The 13,919-nt window shown below is 60.8% G+C and carries 15 protein-coding genes; all 15 read left to right on the top strand.

What is annotated here, in order from left to right; all coding sequences use genetic code 11:
* The first annotated feature begins 32 nt into the window (after positions 1-32).
* The gene (locus tag ONB25_12915; GenBank protein ID MDZ7393786.1) at positions 33-1,499 is read left to right on the top strand and encodes a sodium/proline symporter; all 1,467 of its coding nucleotides are present in this window, start codon (positions 33-35) and stop codon (positions 1,497-1,499) included.
* Between the two features lie 205 nt (positions 1,500-1,704).
* A complete protein-coding gene (locus tag ONB25_12910; GenBank protein ID MDZ7393785.1) occupies positions 1,705-3,708 on the top strand; it encodes a beta-galactosidase in 2,004 nt (667 codons plus the stop codon).
* 357 nt (positions 3,709-4,065) lie between these two features.
* Positions 4,066-4,575, top strand: a complete 510-nt coding sequence (locus ONB25_12905; GenBank protein MDZ7393784.1) for a nitroreductase family protein — start codon at positions 4,066-4,068, stop codon at positions 4,573-4,575.
* Positions 4,576-4,684: 109 nt separating this feature from the next.
* Positions 4,685-5,602, top strand: a complete 918-nt coding sequence (locus ONB25_12900; protein MDZ7393783.1) for a nitroreductase — start codon at positions 4,685-4,687, stop codon at positions 5,600-5,602.
* Positions 5,586-6,497, top strand: a complete 912-nt coding sequence (locus ONB25_12895; protein MDZ7393782.1) for a cation diffusion facilitator family transporter — start codon at positions 5,586-5,588, stop codon at positions 6,495-6,497. Before ONB25_12900 ends, ONB25_12895 begins: the two co-directional genes overlap by 17 nt.
* A 94-nt stretch (positions 6,498-6,591) precedes the next feature.
* Positions 6,592-7,179 (top strand): SagB/ThcOx family dehydrogenase, encoded by a 588-nt coding sequence (locus ONB25_12890; protein ID MDZ7393781.1) that lies wholly within the window; start codon positions 6,592-6,594, stop codon positions 7,177-7,179.
* A 33-nt stretch (positions 7,180-7,212) separates the two neighbouring features.
* Positions 7,213-8,424, top strand: a complete 1,212-nt coding sequence (locus ONB25_12885; GenBank protein ID MDZ7393780.1) for a trypsin-like peptidase domain-containing protein — start codon at positions 7,213-7,215, stop codon at positions 8,422-8,424.
* 7 nt (positions 8,425-8,431) lie between these two features.
* Complete coding sequence (gene purB, locus ONB25_12880) at positions 8,432-9,727, top strand: adenylosuccinate lyase (GenBank protein ID MDZ7393779.1); 1,296 nt, start codon at positions 8,432-8,434, stop codon at positions 9,725-9,727.
* A gap of 39 nt (positions 9,728-9,766) precedes the next feature.
* Positions 9,767-10,486 (top strand): phosphoribosylaminoimidazolesuccinocarboxamide synthase, encoded by a 720-nt coding sequence (locus ONB25_12875; GenBank protein ID MDZ7393778.1) that lies wholly within the window; start codon positions 9,767-9,769, stop codon positions 10,484-10,486.
* Positions 10,487-10,496: 10 nt separating this feature from the next.
* Positions 10,497-11,147, top strand: coding sequence for a phosphatidylserine decarboxylase (locus ONB25_12870; protein MDZ7393777.1), 651 nt, complete (start codon positions 10,497-10,499; stop codon positions 11,145-11,147).
* Entirely contained in the window at positions 11,128-11,889 is a 762-nt protein-coding gene (gene pssA / locus ONB25_12865; GenBank protein ID MDZ7393776.1) for a CDP-diacylglycerol--serine O-phosphatidyltransferase, read from the top strand. Before ONB25_12870 ends, pssA begins: the two co-directional genes overlap by 20 nt.
* The gene (locus ONB25_12860) at positions 11,886-12,152 is read left to right on the top strand and encodes a hypothetical protein (protein ID MDZ7393775.1); all 267 of its coding nucleotides are present in this window, start codon (positions 11,886-11,888) and stop codon (positions 12,150-12,152) included. Before pssA ends, ONB25_12860 begins: the two co-directional genes overlap by 4 nt.
* Before the next feature lie 23 nt (positions 12,153-12,175).
* Positions 12,176-12,367 (top strand): twin-arginine translocase TatA/TatE family subunit, encoded by a 192-nt coding sequence (locus tag ONB25_12855; protein MDZ7393774.1) that lies wholly within the window; start codon positions 12,176-12,178, stop codon positions 12,365-12,367.
* A gap of 70 nt (positions 12,368-12,437) precedes the next feature.
* Positions 12,438-12,647, top strand: a complete 210-nt coding sequence (tatA, locus tag ONB25_12850; protein MDZ7393773.1) for a twin-arginine translocase TatA/TatE family subunit — start codon at positions 12,438-12,440, stop codon at positions 12,645-12,647.
* 27 nt (positions 12,648-12,674) lie between these two features.
* Positions 12,675-13,919: Asp-tRNA(Asn)/Glu-tRNA(Gln) amidotransferase subunit GatA (gene gatA, locus ONB25_12845; protein ID MDZ7393772.1), on the top strand; the 1,245-nt coding region annotated here is incomplete at its 3' end.

The raw sequence follows: 13,919 nt of genomic DNA, 5'->3' as shown, positions 1-13,919 counted from the left end.
GCAAGGCGTGAGAGAGCGTCCAGGAGGGTTCGATGACGGCACAGACGCAAATGGTGGTGGTGTTCGTCACCTATCTGGTGTTCCTTGTTGTGTGGGGTCTTTATCAGGGCCGGAGGGTGCGTAGTGGGCTTGACTTCGCCATAGCCGGGCGGCGCCTTCCCGGGTGGGTGGCAGCTCTCTCGGAGCGAGCCACCGGCGAGTCGTCTTGGGCATTGTTGGGTCTGCCCGGATTTGCTTATGCCCAGGGTCTGGTGAGTATATGGACGGCGGTGGGGTGTGTAGCAGGGATCGTGGTCGCTTGGGCGTTGCTTTCGTGGCGGCTCCGCGCGGAAGCCGAGCTCTACCAAGTGCGCACTTTTACCGACTATGTGGCACGGAGGCACAGCCCACTGCAGGGGGCGATACGGTGCGTGGCCAGTCTGACCATCGTGTTCTTTTTCTTCTTCTACGTCGGGGCGCAGTTTTTGGGCGGCGGGAAGGTGCTCAACACCCTGTTCGGCCTAGACCAGCGGTGGGGAATGCTACTCACCGCTCTCATCATCGCCCCATACTGCGTTTACGGCGGGTTCCGCAGCGTGGTCTACACCGATGTGGTGCAAGCTTTGATAATGATTGCCACTCTTCTCGTGGGCCCCGCGGTAGGGTTGGTGGCCATCGCCGGGCGCGGCGATGTGTACGCGCGGAGTGTACCAGAGGCGCTGGCGCGGGCAGGAGGAGGCCTTGAGTCGCTGACCGGTGCTATGGGCGGTTTGGCAGCCGGCATCGCGGTCATGGGCGGCCTTTCCTGGTTCTTCGGCTACTTGGGCGGACAGCCGCAATTGACCCTGCGCTTCATGGCGATTCGCGACGCAGCGCAGGCACGCCGCGCGCGATGGATCGGCCTTGCCTGGACGATTCTGGCGTACGCGGGCGCGCTGAGCATAGGTTGGATCGGGCTGGCTCTCTTCGGCCCCAACCAGTTGCCGGACCCCGAGCACGTGATGCCGGCGGTGTTGCGTGCGCTCCTTCCTCCACCTCTTGCCGCATTGCTGATTGTGGGCGCAGTGGCAGCCATGATATCGACGGCGGATTCCCTCCTGCTGGTCGCTTCGACCGAGCTGGCGGAAAATCTGCTCCAGCCACTCCAGGCGCGGGCCCCACAGAGCGAGGCAAAGAGGCTAATGCACGCCAGGGTGATCACTGGGCTCCTGGCGGCCATTGCCCTGGCGGTGGCGTACGTTTCGCCCAGCAGGCTCATCTACAGCCTCGTTGGCTATGTCTGGGCGGGTATCGGAGGCACTTTCTCTGTCGTGATCTTGGGCACCCTGTTTAGCCGGCGCTTCCATGCGCGCGCCGCGCTCATCACCATCGTGGTCGGAGTGGTCTTTACCGTCGTCTGGATTCGTACCGGCCTGGAAGAGGTCATTACGGCACGAGTGATGACTTTCGTAGTAGCCGGGATAGCAGCCGCGCTTTCCTCTGTCCTGATCCCCGCACCTGAGAACCAGGCACCATGCTGAGGGAACAGCCAGGTCAGAGCACGTTGTAGGGGCATTCATGACCCGCGAAAGCTCAAGGCGTTCTTCACCCAGCACCTCACGTCCCCTCGCCGCAGAGGTTCGGTGGTACCAGGGGAAACCCACGCTTTTCCTCAACGGAGGACCTTACCCGCCTCTCCTGTATGCCCTCACCGACGTTCCAGGGGGCCGGTGGAGCTGGGAGGAAGTGCCGCAGCACAATCTGCGTATGTTCGCCCAATTGGGCTTTCGTCTTTTCCAGGTCGACCTGTTTCTGGAGCATGTGTGGTTGGCGCCAGGTCGCTTCGACCTCACGCTGGCACGCCGGCAGATCCGCGGTGTGCTGGAGGCATGTCCAGAGGCCGCCGTGTTTCTGCGCCTGCACGTCAATGCCCCGCGCTGGTGGAGCAAGGACCACCCGGAAGAATGGACCGCCTATGCGGACGTGCCGGTGACTGTGGAAAGGGAAGAGGGGCTCCACCGCATTATCGAATTTGACAATAGCCCTGTGAATAGAGTGAGTCTTGCCTCACAGCTATGGCGGGAGCAGGTCGGAGAACAAGTGGCTCGGTTTTGTCGGGAGCTGGCCGGCTCGGAGGAGGGGAAGGCTCTTGCGGGGATCCACATTGCCTGCGGCGTGTACGGCGAATGGCACTACTGGGGCTTCTTTCACAACGAGCCAGATGCGGGTCCGGCGATGACCCGCCATTTCCGTCGCTGGCTCAAGGTTCGTTACGGCAATGACCGTGCATTGCAGCACGCGTGGAGGAATCCCCATACTACTTTCGAGACCGCCGAGGTGCCTGGGCACGAAGCGCGGGCGCGGACAGGTGCGGGCGTTTTCCGCCTGCCGCAGGCAGAACTTCAGGTCGTGGATTACTATCGCTGTCAGCAGGAGCTGGTCGCTGAGAACATCGAGTACTTCTGCCGCTTGGTAAAGGAGAATTGGCCTCGGCCAATAGTGACCGGTACCTTCTACGGGTACATGTTCCCTATGTTCGGCCGCCAGGCACCGGGCGGCCACCTGGAGTTCATGCGCATACTGGAGTCCCCGTGGATTGACTACCTCAGCGGACCTCAATGCTATTTCCCCTTTTCCACTGAGCCGGGTGGGGCCTACCGCTCTCGCAGCCTATTGGAAAGCTGCCGCCTGCACGGCAAGCTCTGGTTAGATGAGATGGACCAGAAGCCCGATTTGGTGTGGGACCCGCTGATGCCAGGGTACCGCGGATCGGCCGAGCTGAGCGTGGCTCTCCTGCGGCGGAACTTGATTGCCACCCTGACTCGCGGCCACGGTCTGTGGCTGTACGATTTTGGCGTAGGGTTCGCCAATGCCGGCTGGTGGGACCACCCCATCTTGGCGGAAGAAATCAGGAAACTACATGGGCTCTTCGCCTCACGCCTCCACGAGGAATTCCAGAGCGAAGCCGACGTGCTCGTGGTGTACGACACCGAGGCCTTCTACTTTCTTGCCTCTACTCCGCAGGCGGACCCGGTGAGCCGGACCCTCATGGATGAGACCACCTTGGCGATATACCTGAGCGGCATCGTCTGTGACCAGGTGCACGTGGCCGATCTTCCCCGCATTGACCTGAGAAAGTATCGCGTGGTGGTCTTCATGAACACCTTCGTCATGAGCGAGGCGCAGCGGGCCTTTGTGTGCACACGCGTGGCTGGGGAAAACCGACATCTGGTCTTCTTCTACGCGCCTGGATTCTGCGACCAGGTTTGTTTGAGTGAGGACTTTATGGGCGAGACAACGGGGATAAGGGTGCGCAGGGTGGAGGAGGAACACCCAGAGGTTGAGGTCACTGACCCCCGCTGGCCGGATGAGCGCTTGCGCTTGGACGTGGAGGCTCTGGTGCCCATGTTCGCAGTGGACGACCCTCACTGCTCCGTGCTTGGTGTCCTGCGGAGCAGCAGGCGCCCTGCTTTTGTGCGCAAAGAGGTGGGGGGAAGCGTGCGGTGGTACTGCGCTCTCCCCATTGTGAGTCCGGCTCTGATGAGGAGGGTTTTCGCCGAGGCTGGGGCGCACATATACGGAGGGGCCGGGGATGTTTTCTATGCTGGGAACGGCCTAATCTGCGTCCACAGCAAAGAAGGGGGAAGGCGCGCTGTGCGGTTGCGCGGGGGCAGATCTATTGTCATAGACTTGCCGGCCGGGGGCACGGCGGTCGTCGATGCTACTTCTGGGCAAGTGCTCGCTTCGTAGGTGCAGGTGCAAGATGCTGGACGCCCGTGATGCAGCGGTCCTCGGTACTGCATACACGGTGAGAGACTGCTGTTGCAGGTCGCGATAGCGGTGCGCAGGAACGGGAGTGGTGGCTCTGAGCGCGACGACCGTCCTCGACGGCAAGTCGCCATGGGCTCTGAGAGAGGCACGGAGGAAGCTCCGCATGCCGTCAAGGCGTAGGGTTCACTCGGGCTCGATTTCCAAACCATTGCGGAACACTCCATCGCACCCTTGCAGGAGTGTTTGGGTGGTGAGGAAGTGACTGCGAACGCTAGGTCAGGACGGTTGTTGTAGCGCGAGCGGGGTGCACGTGTCAGTTTCTGGTCCGGAGGTATCATGGAGGCATATGAGGCGATCATAACCCGAAGGAGTGTGCGAACTTTTACCAGTCGCCCCGTGCCGCCGGAGGTGGTTCGCAAGCTACTGGTGGCGGCGATGTCGGCTCCCTCGGCGGGCAACCAACAGCCTTGGCATTTTGTGGTGGTGAGGGCGAGGGGAACGCTGGAAGCCTTGGCTGAGCTTCTTCCTCACGGCAAGATGCTACTTCATGCTCCCGTGGCGGTGGTGGTGTGCGCAGATCTCCGGTTGGAAGTACACGCAGGATATTGGGTGCAGGACTGTGCAGCTGCCACAGAGAACCTCCTTCTGGCCGCGCATGCCCTGGGCCTCGGTGGCGTCTGGGTGGGCGTTTATCCACGCGAGGAGCGCGTGGTTGGCGTGCGTAAGCTGTTTGCCCTGCCGGACGAAGTCATGCCTCTGTGCATCGTTGCCATTGGCTATCCCGGTGAGCCAATCGGCGGGGCCGAGCGGTACAAGGAGGGACGTGTTCATTACGAACGCTGGTAAGTCTTATTGCGGAAGCAAGCAGAAGATGATTGAAAATGAGACCAACTTTTGCTATCTTTAGCAGGCAAAACGGGGAGATCGCGAGGGCGAACACAGAGGGGGTGCATTGATGGGGTCGTGGGAGGCCAGGTACCAGCGGTCCGTCGTCGAGCTAATAAGGGCACGCCGTTCGTGTCGCACTTTCGATGGCAGGCCCTTAGCCCCTGAGGTGCAGCAGGCGCTCGCCACGTGGCTACGAGATCCAAGAGAGGGTCCGTTCGGCAACGCGGTACGTCTTGGGCTGGTGGAGCTGGAGCCGGGCCAGTGGTTTGGTGCCAGATGGGGAACGTATGGGGTGATCAAAGGGGCGCATGCTTTTCTGGTTGGGGCGGTACAGCATGGCCCAATGGAGCTGGAGGACTTTGGTTTTGTTTTCGAAGCCGCGATACTGAAGGCAACAGAATTGGGGGTGGCCACTTGTTGGTTGGGCGGAACTTTCGCACGTAGCCTTTTCGCCAGGGCGGTGCAGTTGGGGGAAGGGGAGCTTCTCCCGGCGGTAAGCCCGCTGGGTTATGCGAAGGTCGGCGCGACTCTGGTTGATGCAGCCTTTCGTCGGCTGGCAAAATCGGCCACACGGAAGCCGTGGGCCGAGCTTTTCTTCTCCGCAGAAACAGGGAGCCCGCTTTCTCCCGAAGAGGTTGGCAGCTATGCGCTGGCGCTAGAAATGTTGCGCCTGGCCCCTTCGGCGTCGAACCGTCAGCCCTGGCGTGTGTGGTGGGAGCCGGCTCGGTCCAGTTTCCACATGGTTTTGCACAGGACTAAAGGATACCGCATTCCGGGCGCTCTAGACCTGCAGCGGGTGGACATGGGGATTGCCATGTGCCACTTTGCGCTGACAGCCAGGGAGATAGGATTGCATGGACGATGGGTGAGAGAGCGAGTGACGCCGGGCAGAATACCAGCGGATACTGAGTACTGTGCCACGTGGCGGGCGTCGGAGACAGCGCCTCGGCCGGGAGAGTGCAGGAACGATGACTCACGCGGGTAGGTTTTTCGCGAAGGTAGTGACGCCTTCGGGTGTCACATGGTTTGGTCTTGGCATTAATGTCTTTTTTTCGGCCGCCAAAGTTGTAGCAGGAGCGCTGTTCCACAGCCAGGCCATCTTGGCGGACGGATTGCACAGTATTTCGGACATGGCGACCGATGTGGCAGTCCTGGCAGGCCTGCGGGTGTCCAGTAGGCCTGCAGATGAATGCCACAACTACGGTCATCGGCGTGCCACTACGTTGGCCACGTTGTTCGTGGGTGCAGCCCTTCTTGCAGCCGCGCTTTGGATCGGTTACACTGCGGTGGTTACCGTGCGCGAGACCCACAGCGCCGTGCGAGGCCTTCTGCCCTTTATTGTCGCGGCGGTGTCGGTCCCATTTAAGGAACTGCTGTATCACTTGACCAGGCGTGTGGGCATAAAGGCTTCGGACAATTCATTGGTGGCCAACGCGTGGCACCACCGCAGTGATGCCTGGGCTTCAGCCACCGCGGCTGCAGGGCTGGCCGTGGTCACCTTCGGCGGCCCCAGATGGGCCTTCGTAGACCATGTGACGGCCATGATCCTCTCGGCCTTTCTTGTAGTGCTGGCTGCCAAAATCCTTTGGAGCAGCGGCAGCGAGCTGATGGACCGCGCACCTGACAGCGTGACGCTGGGTGCCATCACGCAAGCGGTTGCGGAGACCACAGGTGTGCGCAGCTTTCACGCGGTCCGGGCGCGGCGGGTGGGCGAGATGGTGGAGATGGACGTCCACATCCAGGTCGACCCAAACCTCACTGTCAGCCAAGGGCATGACATCGCCCGCTCGGTGCGGAACCGCGTGGTAGCGCAGAATCCCAAGGTTACTCAAGTCATCGTGCACATCGAACCGGCGGAAGAAGGCAAAAAAGAGAGTTGAGCGGGCAAATAGGCAAGGAGGATGCGTCATGGTAAGGTGGTGTCTGCAGAGTGCGGTATTGCTTTCTATTGGCGCCGTCATGGCGTTGGCCGGAATGGTGCAGGGTGGCGAACCGATCAAGCTCCCCCCGCCGCAGACCGAAGGGGGTATGCCGCTGATGGCTGCCCTAAAGGCGCGGGCCAGCTCCCGCTCCTTCAGCAACAAGCCCTTGCCGCTGCAAGTACTTTCCAACTTGCTTTGGGCTGCATGCGGCATCAATCGGCCTGAATCGGGCAAGAGAACCGCGCCCACTGCCATGAACATGCAGGAGATCGACGTGTATGTGGCTTTGGCCGACGGGCTCTACCTGTACAATCCCAAGGACCACGCGCTGGAACTGGTGTTGAAAGAGGACTTGAGAGCCGCTACTGGACGCCAGAGCTTTGTGGCGGAGGCACCGGTTAACTTGATTTTCGTGGCCGACCGGGCCAAGATGGGTCGCGCCTCAGAAGAGATGAAAGATTTCTACTCCGCCACAGACACCGGTTTCATTAGCCAGAATGTCTACCTGTTCTGTGCCTCGGAGGGACTGGCTACTGTGGTGCGGAATATGGTAGACAAAGCGGCCTTAGCGGAGAAGATGGGTTTGCGGCAAGACCAGAGGGTGGTCATGGCACAGTCGGTGGGCTACCCCAAGGAGTAGGCGCCTGCTCTGGCGAACAAGGAGACGACGATCATGGGCAAAACCGCGCGTGGTGCGGCCTTTTTCGTGGCAGGGTTTGTTGCCTCCACCCTCTTAGTGGCGCGCTGTGGGCAGGACCAGCCTGCGCCCAAGTCCACGCATGTCATCGAGGTGACCGAGACTGCAGCGCAGACCAACAGCGCGCACGATTCGCTCGCGCTGTTTCGCCAATGGCAAATCACCGCCTCGCGCGAAAATGCAATTACGCGAGCAGTGGCCAAAGCGAGCCCGGCGGTGGTGGGTATCAACGTCATCCAGGTGCGCGAATACACCCGCCGCATGTTCATGGATGACCCCTTTTGGGATTTCTTCTACCCGCGTCGTTACCGAGAGCGAGTGCAGAGCCTAGGGTCCGGCTTCATCATCTCCCCAGACGGCTATATCGTCACCAACGAGCATGTGGTGCACAATGCGGTGGAGATTGTGATCACGCTGTGGGGGGGAAAGCAGTACCAGGCAAAGCTGGTGGGCAGCGATTTCACTACCGACATCGCCTTGCTCAAGATCGACGGCAAGGACCTGCCCACAGTGACGCTGGGTAATTCGGATGAGGTCATTAGGGGGGAGTGGGTCATCGCGCTGGGTAATCCCTTTGGCCTGTTCAACATCAATTCTGAGCCCAGCGTGAACGTGGGCGTGGTGAGCAATGTGAACATGGATTTTGGCGAGCAGAACGGTCGGCTTTACCAGGACATGATTCAGACCGACGCCCAGATCAATGGTGGCAATAGCGGCGGCCCCTTGCTCAACAGCCTTGGCGAAGTGATCGGCATGAATACCTGGATCATCTCCGGTAGCCGGGACATGAGCGGCAACATCGGCATCGGGTTCGCCATCCCCGTGAATACCATCAAGCGCATTGTGCGCGAGTTGCGAGAGAAGGGGCGGGTGGAGCGCGAGTTCTGGACCGGGCTGGAGGTGGACGAGATCAGTACCATGGTGGCGTTTGCCCTGGGGTTGGGTGCGCAGCGTGGCGTGGTGGTGACCGATGTGGCCAACAATAGTCCAGGGGAGCGTGCGGGCCTCAAACCGGGTGACGTCATTTTGGAAGTCAATGGCAAGGCGGTGCGTACGCCAGACCAGATCATGTCCATCATAAGCGAACAAGACCTGCGCCCTGGAGATTCATTGCGGCTAAAGGTATTCAGGCAGGGGCGCGTCTTCGATGCCCAGGTCAGGCTCGAACGTCCGCCGCGTTCGTCGTGAGGTGCGCATGATCGCCCGCTACACACGCCCGCGCATGGGCGCCATCTGGAGCGATGAGCACCGCTTCGCCACCTGGCTCGAAGTGGAGACGGTGGTCTGCGAGGTGATGGCCGAGCTGGGGCAGATTCCTCGCGAAGCCGCACAGACTATACGGAGCAAGGGGCGCTTCGACGTCGCGCGCATCGCCGAGATCGAAAAGACGGTCAAACACGATGTCATTGCTTTTCTGACCAACGTAGGCGAGTCCGTGGGCGACGCGGCGCGGTACCTGCATTTAGGGCTCACCTCGTCGGACCTGCTGGACACCGCTCTTGCCCTGCTCATGCGCGAGGCAGGGACGGTCCTGCTGGACGACCTGAAGGATCTGCGAGAGGCGGTGCGCCGGCGTGCCATAGAGCACAAGCACACCCCTTGCATTGGCCGAACGCATGGGGTGCACGCAGAGCCCATTACCTTCGGGCTAAAGCTTGCCGTCTGGTACGACGAGCTGGGCCGCGCCCAAGAGCGCCTGATGCGTGCCATTGAGGCTGTATCGGTGGGCAAGGTTGCGGGAGCCGTGGGCACCTTCGCCTACCTGGACCCACGCGTGGAGGAGATGGTCTGTGCGCGACTGGGTCTGCGCCCGGCGCCGATTTCCACCCAGATTGTCCAACGTGACGTACATGCCGAATTCCTCTGCACGCTGGCCCTTATCGCCAGCTCCATCGAAAAGTTTGCCGTGGAACTGCGCAATCTCCAGCGGACCGAGATTCTCGAGGCTGAGGAGTACTTTTCGCCAGGACAGAAGGGCTCCTCAGCGATGCCACACAAGCGCAACCCCATTACCTGCGAGCGCCTGGCAGGGATGGCCCGCTTGGTGCGGAGTTATGCCCTGGCTGGCTTGGAGAACGTGCCACTCTGGCACGAGAGGGACATCAGCCACTCCAGCGTGGAGCGGGTTGTTCTGCCCGACAGCACCATCGCATTGGACTACATGCTTGCCACCTTCACAGAAGTGGTAGACCGAATGCTGGTCTACCCCGAACACATGCGCGCCAATCTGGAAAAAACCGGCGGGTTGATCTTCTCGCAAGCCTTGCTGTTAGCCCTAGTGGGCAAAGGGGTAAGCAGGGAACAGGCCTATCAATGGGTGCAGGCAAATGCGATGAAGGCCTGGCGCAGTGGGGGTGGTTTCAAGGAGATGGTGATGGACGATCCGCAGGTGCGCAGCGTGTTGCCTGCGGAAGAGGTGGAGCGCTGTTTCGACCTGAGCTACAGCCTACGCCACGTCGATCATATCTTTGCGCGCCTCGGGTTGGTGTGAACACCGTGGCGCATGGGATTAGAGAAGCAGGAGGAGACGTTGAGAAAAGACAAGAAGCTCTACGAAGGCAAGACCAAGCGCCTTTACACCACCGACAACCCAGATTTGTTAATCCAGGAGTTCAAACACGACGCGGTAGCTGCCAATGGCGCCAAGTCGACAACGGTCAAGGGAAAGGGAGTGGTCAACAACCGTGTTTCCGCGCACCTTTTCCGTTACCTGGAAAGCTACCATGTGCCCACTCACTTTGTCAAATCCCTGTCCGACACTGAGATGCTGGTCAAGCGGCTGGACATCATTCCAGTGGAAGTGGTGGTGCGCAATGTGGCGGTGGGCAGTTTGGGCGAGCGCTTTGGTGTCGAGCAAGGCGAAGACTTGCCACATCCAGTGGTCGAGTACTATCTGAAGGATGACGAGCGTCACGACCCGATGCTCAATGAAGACCACGTGGTGGCATTTGGCCACGCCTCCGGCGGCGACCTGGGCCACATCCGCCGCACGGCGCTGAAGATCAATGTGGTGCTCAGGGACTTTTTCCTGCGTCGGAATCTAAAGCTCCTGGACGTGAAACTCGAGTTTGGCCGTGCGAAGGGGAAGATCCTGGTGGGGGATGAAATCTCCCTGGACACCTGCCGACTACAAGATCTTCAGTCGGGCCAGCGTCTGGATAGAGATTATCTGGTAGCCGATCCGGTGCGCGCAGAGCAGCTTTACCAGGACTTCTTGGTGCGCGTGCTGGGTCAGGCGGGCCAAGGGTGACGCTCGTGAGGTGGACGTGGCCACAGAGGGGATAGGCACTGTGCTGGCCTGCGCCTTGATGGCGGCGGTGGTCAGCGCGGGCTGGCTGGTCAGTGGGGCGCCTGCCCTCGCTGTCCTGGCCTGCGTGCTTTGGGCGGGCGTAGGCCTTGTGGTGTACTTTTTCCGAGACCCCAAACGCACCCCGCCAGAGGGAGAGGGCCTGCTGCTTAGTCCTGCCGATGGGCGGATTGTTGCTATCGAGCGTCAGGAGGCGCGCGAGTTCCTGTCCGGACCGGTGTGGCGCATCGCTATATTTTTGTCGCTGTTTGATGTGCATGTGGTGCGCGCGCCACTCAACGGCTCTGTGAGCCATTTTCGCTACCAGAAAGGACGCTTCACCCCGGCTATGCGCGCCCAAGCGGGACGCGTCAACGAGCAGGTCATAATCGGCATTGGTGGCCAAGAGGGCAATTTGCTCATGCGGCTCATTGCCGGAGTGGTGGCCCGTCGCATAGTTTGCCACTTGCGCGAGGGTTGGCAAGTGGAGCGCGGTCAAAAGATCGGCATCATCAGGTTCGGCTCCAGGGTAGAGTTGGAACTGCCGGCGGCAGCGGCCATACACGTGCAGCTGGGGCAAAAGGTACGAGGTGGAGAGAGCACTATTGCGAGCTTGGGAAGTTGACAGGTGGTCCGTCCTGGCGGACGTGTGCACCGCGCTCAACATGCTGTGCGGCTTTTTGGGCATCCTCTCGGCCGCACATGGTGCGTGGGAACGTGCGCTGTGGCTGGCGTTTTTGGCCGCCATTTTTGACGGGCTCGACGGCAAGTTTGCGCGTTTGGCGCGCCCGGGTAAAGGAAGCGACTTTGGCCTGCAACTGGATTCGCTCTCGGATGTAGTCTCTTTCGGCGTTTTGCCGGGGGTCTTGAGCTACGAGATTTTTCTTAAGCAGATGGGTGTGGCTGGGGCGGTACTCGGCTTTATGCCCGTGCTCTGTTCGGGTCTGCGGTTGGCCCGCTTCAACGTGCTGAGCGCCGCAGGAAGCAGTCAGTTCTACGTGGGACTGCCTGCGCCAATGGCTACTCTGACTGTGTGTGCTTTCATCTGGCTTGACCCTCTGCTGCCATCAGCCGTGGCAAGGTTCCGCTTGCTGCCGTTGGTGATGGCCGCCGTGTGCCTGCTGATGGTGAGTCGTCTCCCGTACGACAAGATGCCGGCGCTGGCCTTCAATCGCGGCGCGGCAAATTCGCGCAATCTGGCGATCTTTCTGTTCGGATTGGTGACAATTCCCTTTTTCCCCAGGTATGTGTTTTTCCCGCTCATGATGGTCTACATCGTCGCGGGTTTGGTGCGTGGTCTACGGGCGCCCGGGCGTAAGGCTCATGCGCGCAGAGAGAAAGAACAATACGAGAAGGATGGGCTATGAGAAGACGGCCTCTGGGGTTGTATGCACTCGTCTTGCTCCTGGGGGCAGTGATCGGGAGTATTCTGGGGCACCTGGTGGGTATGCTGGTTCCTGAGGGGGTTGTCAAGGAGTTCTTGACACGGAGCGCGAACCTTATTACGCTGAACCCCACCACCCTTGGAACAGAGTGGCTCAGTGTTACGGTTGGCTTGCGTCTTTCCATCAACGCGTGTGGGGTGTTTGGCATAGTCATCGCAGCCTACATTTTGCGGATGCTGCGGTAGCGCGGGCACGGAGGTAAGCAAGCGTGTTCGGTGGAGCAATTGGGCCCTGGGAGTTGGTGCTCATCATGTTTGCCGTGTTGATCCTGTTTGGACCGAAGCGCCTGCCGGAGCTAGCCAGGGGTTTAGGCAAGGCTGTCCAGGAATTTCGCAAGGCTGCAGAGGAGGTCAAACAGGAGCTCAACGTAGGCGATGTTGATGACGACTTGCAGGGTTAAGAGGACAGAGGACTAAGTGGTCTTTTGCGAAAAGACCAAGTCCTAACTACGATAGAACCCGGAGGTTACCATGCTGGCTGGCATGATCGGGCATTGGGAGCTGCTGCTCATTCTTTTTGCAATCTTGCTTGTGTTTGGCGCGCGCAAGTTGCCTGAACTTGCCCAAGGCTTGGGCAAGGGTATTCGCGAATTCCGCAAGGCGGTAAGGGACGTGCCCGAGGGAGAGGGCACGACTAAGGATCAGCTCCCGGCTGGGGGCAAGCCGCAGGATGGCGAGTGAGGTCTGCCTCCAGCCTCGGTTTTTGACGTGCCTACCTCATGGCCGCGCGACTACACAGAGCTCAGGCCTCTGCTCCTCCGCGGAGAGGTTTCGTGCGTTCAGGTGGTGGAGGACTGCCTCAGCCGCATCGGGCAGAGTAGGCTGAACGCGTTTATCACGGTCTTTGGTGAGCAGGCCTTGCGCCGAGCTCGCGTGGTGGACAGGCATTTGGCCAAGGGCAAGGCGGGGGCTCTGGCCGGACTCGCCGTAGGGATCAAGGACAACATCCACGTCCGCGGCTGGCCCACCACCTGCGGCTCGCGCCACCTCCGTGCGTTCGTCGCCCCCTTCTCGGCAACCGTCGTCTCCCGCCTCCTGCGCAGTGGGGCCATCGTAGTTGGCAAGACGAACATGGATGAGTTCGGCATGGGCTCCTCTGGAGAGTCTTCCTACCACGGACCGACGCGTAACCCGCATGACCTGGGCCGTGTGCCAGGGGGCTCATCAAGTGGGTCGGCGGCGGCAGTGGCAGGGGGTGAGGTCTGGGCGGCTCTCGGCTCTGATACTGGCGGTTCGGTCCGGCAACCGGCGTCCTTCTGCGGCCTGGTGGGGTTGAAACCGACCTATGGCCGTGTTTCGCGCTACGGGTTGGTTGCCTTTGGTTCCTCCTTGGACCAGATTGGACCCCTGACGCGCTCTGTGAACGACTGCGCACTGCTGCTGCAGGTGATCGCCGGTTACGACCGGCGCGACGCCACTTCCGCGCGGGTTCCCCCAGGTTCCTGGCTTAATGAGCTCCACAAAGGGGTGAGAGGGCTGCGCATCGGTAGGCCCGCTGAATACTTTCGGCCACCCCTTGACAGCGAGGTGGCTGCCGCGGTAGACCGCATGCTAAATGAGCTTCGCGCGCAGGGCGCATCGGTGGTCGAAATGAGCCTGCCACATACACGGTACGCCGTGGCCGCCTACTATGTCACCTGCACGGCCGAAGCCTGTTCCAACCTGTCCCGCTTTGATGGCCTTCGCTTTGGGGAGCGCGTGGCTGGCGTGGGCCTGGAGGAGACCTACGCAATGAGCCGCAGTGCCGGCTTTGGCCCCGAAGTTCAACGCCGCATCATGCTGGGTTCCTTTGTGTTGTCGGCCGGCCACTACAAGGCCTACTACGACAAAGCCCAGCGCGTCCGCTCGCTGCTACGCGAAGAATTTGCGCAGGCCTTCCGAAAGGTGGATTGCGTTGTCACCCCCACATCTCCCACCACCGCTTTTGGGCTTGGCGAGCGCACCCAAGACCCG

The organism is candidate division KSB1 bacterium, assembly GCA_034506335.1.
Taxonomy (GTDB): domain Bacteria; phylum Zhuqueibacterota; class Zhuqueibacteria; order JANLFK01; family Oleimicrobiaceae; genus Oleimicrobium.
This window is presented reverse-complemented; position numbering and strand designations above follow the sequence as displayed.

Coding starts and splice junctions, on each gene's coding strand:
- ONB25_12900 (MDZ7393783.1), top strand. CDS start 4,685: ATGGGGTCGTGGGAGGCCAGGTACCAGCGGTCCGTCGTCGAGCTAATA.
- ONB25_12885 (MDZ7393780.1), top strand. CDS start 7,213: ATGGGCAAAACCGCGCGTGGTGCGGCCTTTTTCGTGGCAGGGTTTGTT.
- ONB25_12915 (MDZ7393786.1), top strand. CDS start 33: ATGACGGCACAGACGCAAATGGTGGTGGTGTTCGTCACCTATCTGGTG.
- ONB25_12905 (MDZ7393784.1), top strand. CDS start 4,066: ATGGAGGCATATGAGGCGATCATAACCCGAAGGAGTGTGCGAACTTTT.
- ONB25_12890 (MDZ7393781.1), top strand. CDS start 6,592: ATGGTGCAGGGTGGCGAACCGATCAAGCTCCCCCCGCCGCAGACCGAA.
- ONB25_12895 (MDZ7393782.1), top strand. CDS start 5,586: ATGACTCACGCGGGTAGGTTTTTCGCGAAGGTAGTGACGCCTTCGGGT.
- purB (MDZ7393779.1), top strand. CDS start 8,432: ATGATCGCCCGCTACACACGCCCGCGCATGGGCGCCATCTGGAGCGAT.
- ONB25_12860 (MDZ7393775.1), top strand. CDS start 11,886: ATGAGAAGACGGCCTCTGGGGTTGTATGCACTCGTCTTGCTCCTGGGG.
- tatA (MDZ7393773.1), top strand. CDS start 12,438: ATGCTGGCTGGCATGATCGGGCATTGGGAGCTGCTGCTCATTCTTTTT.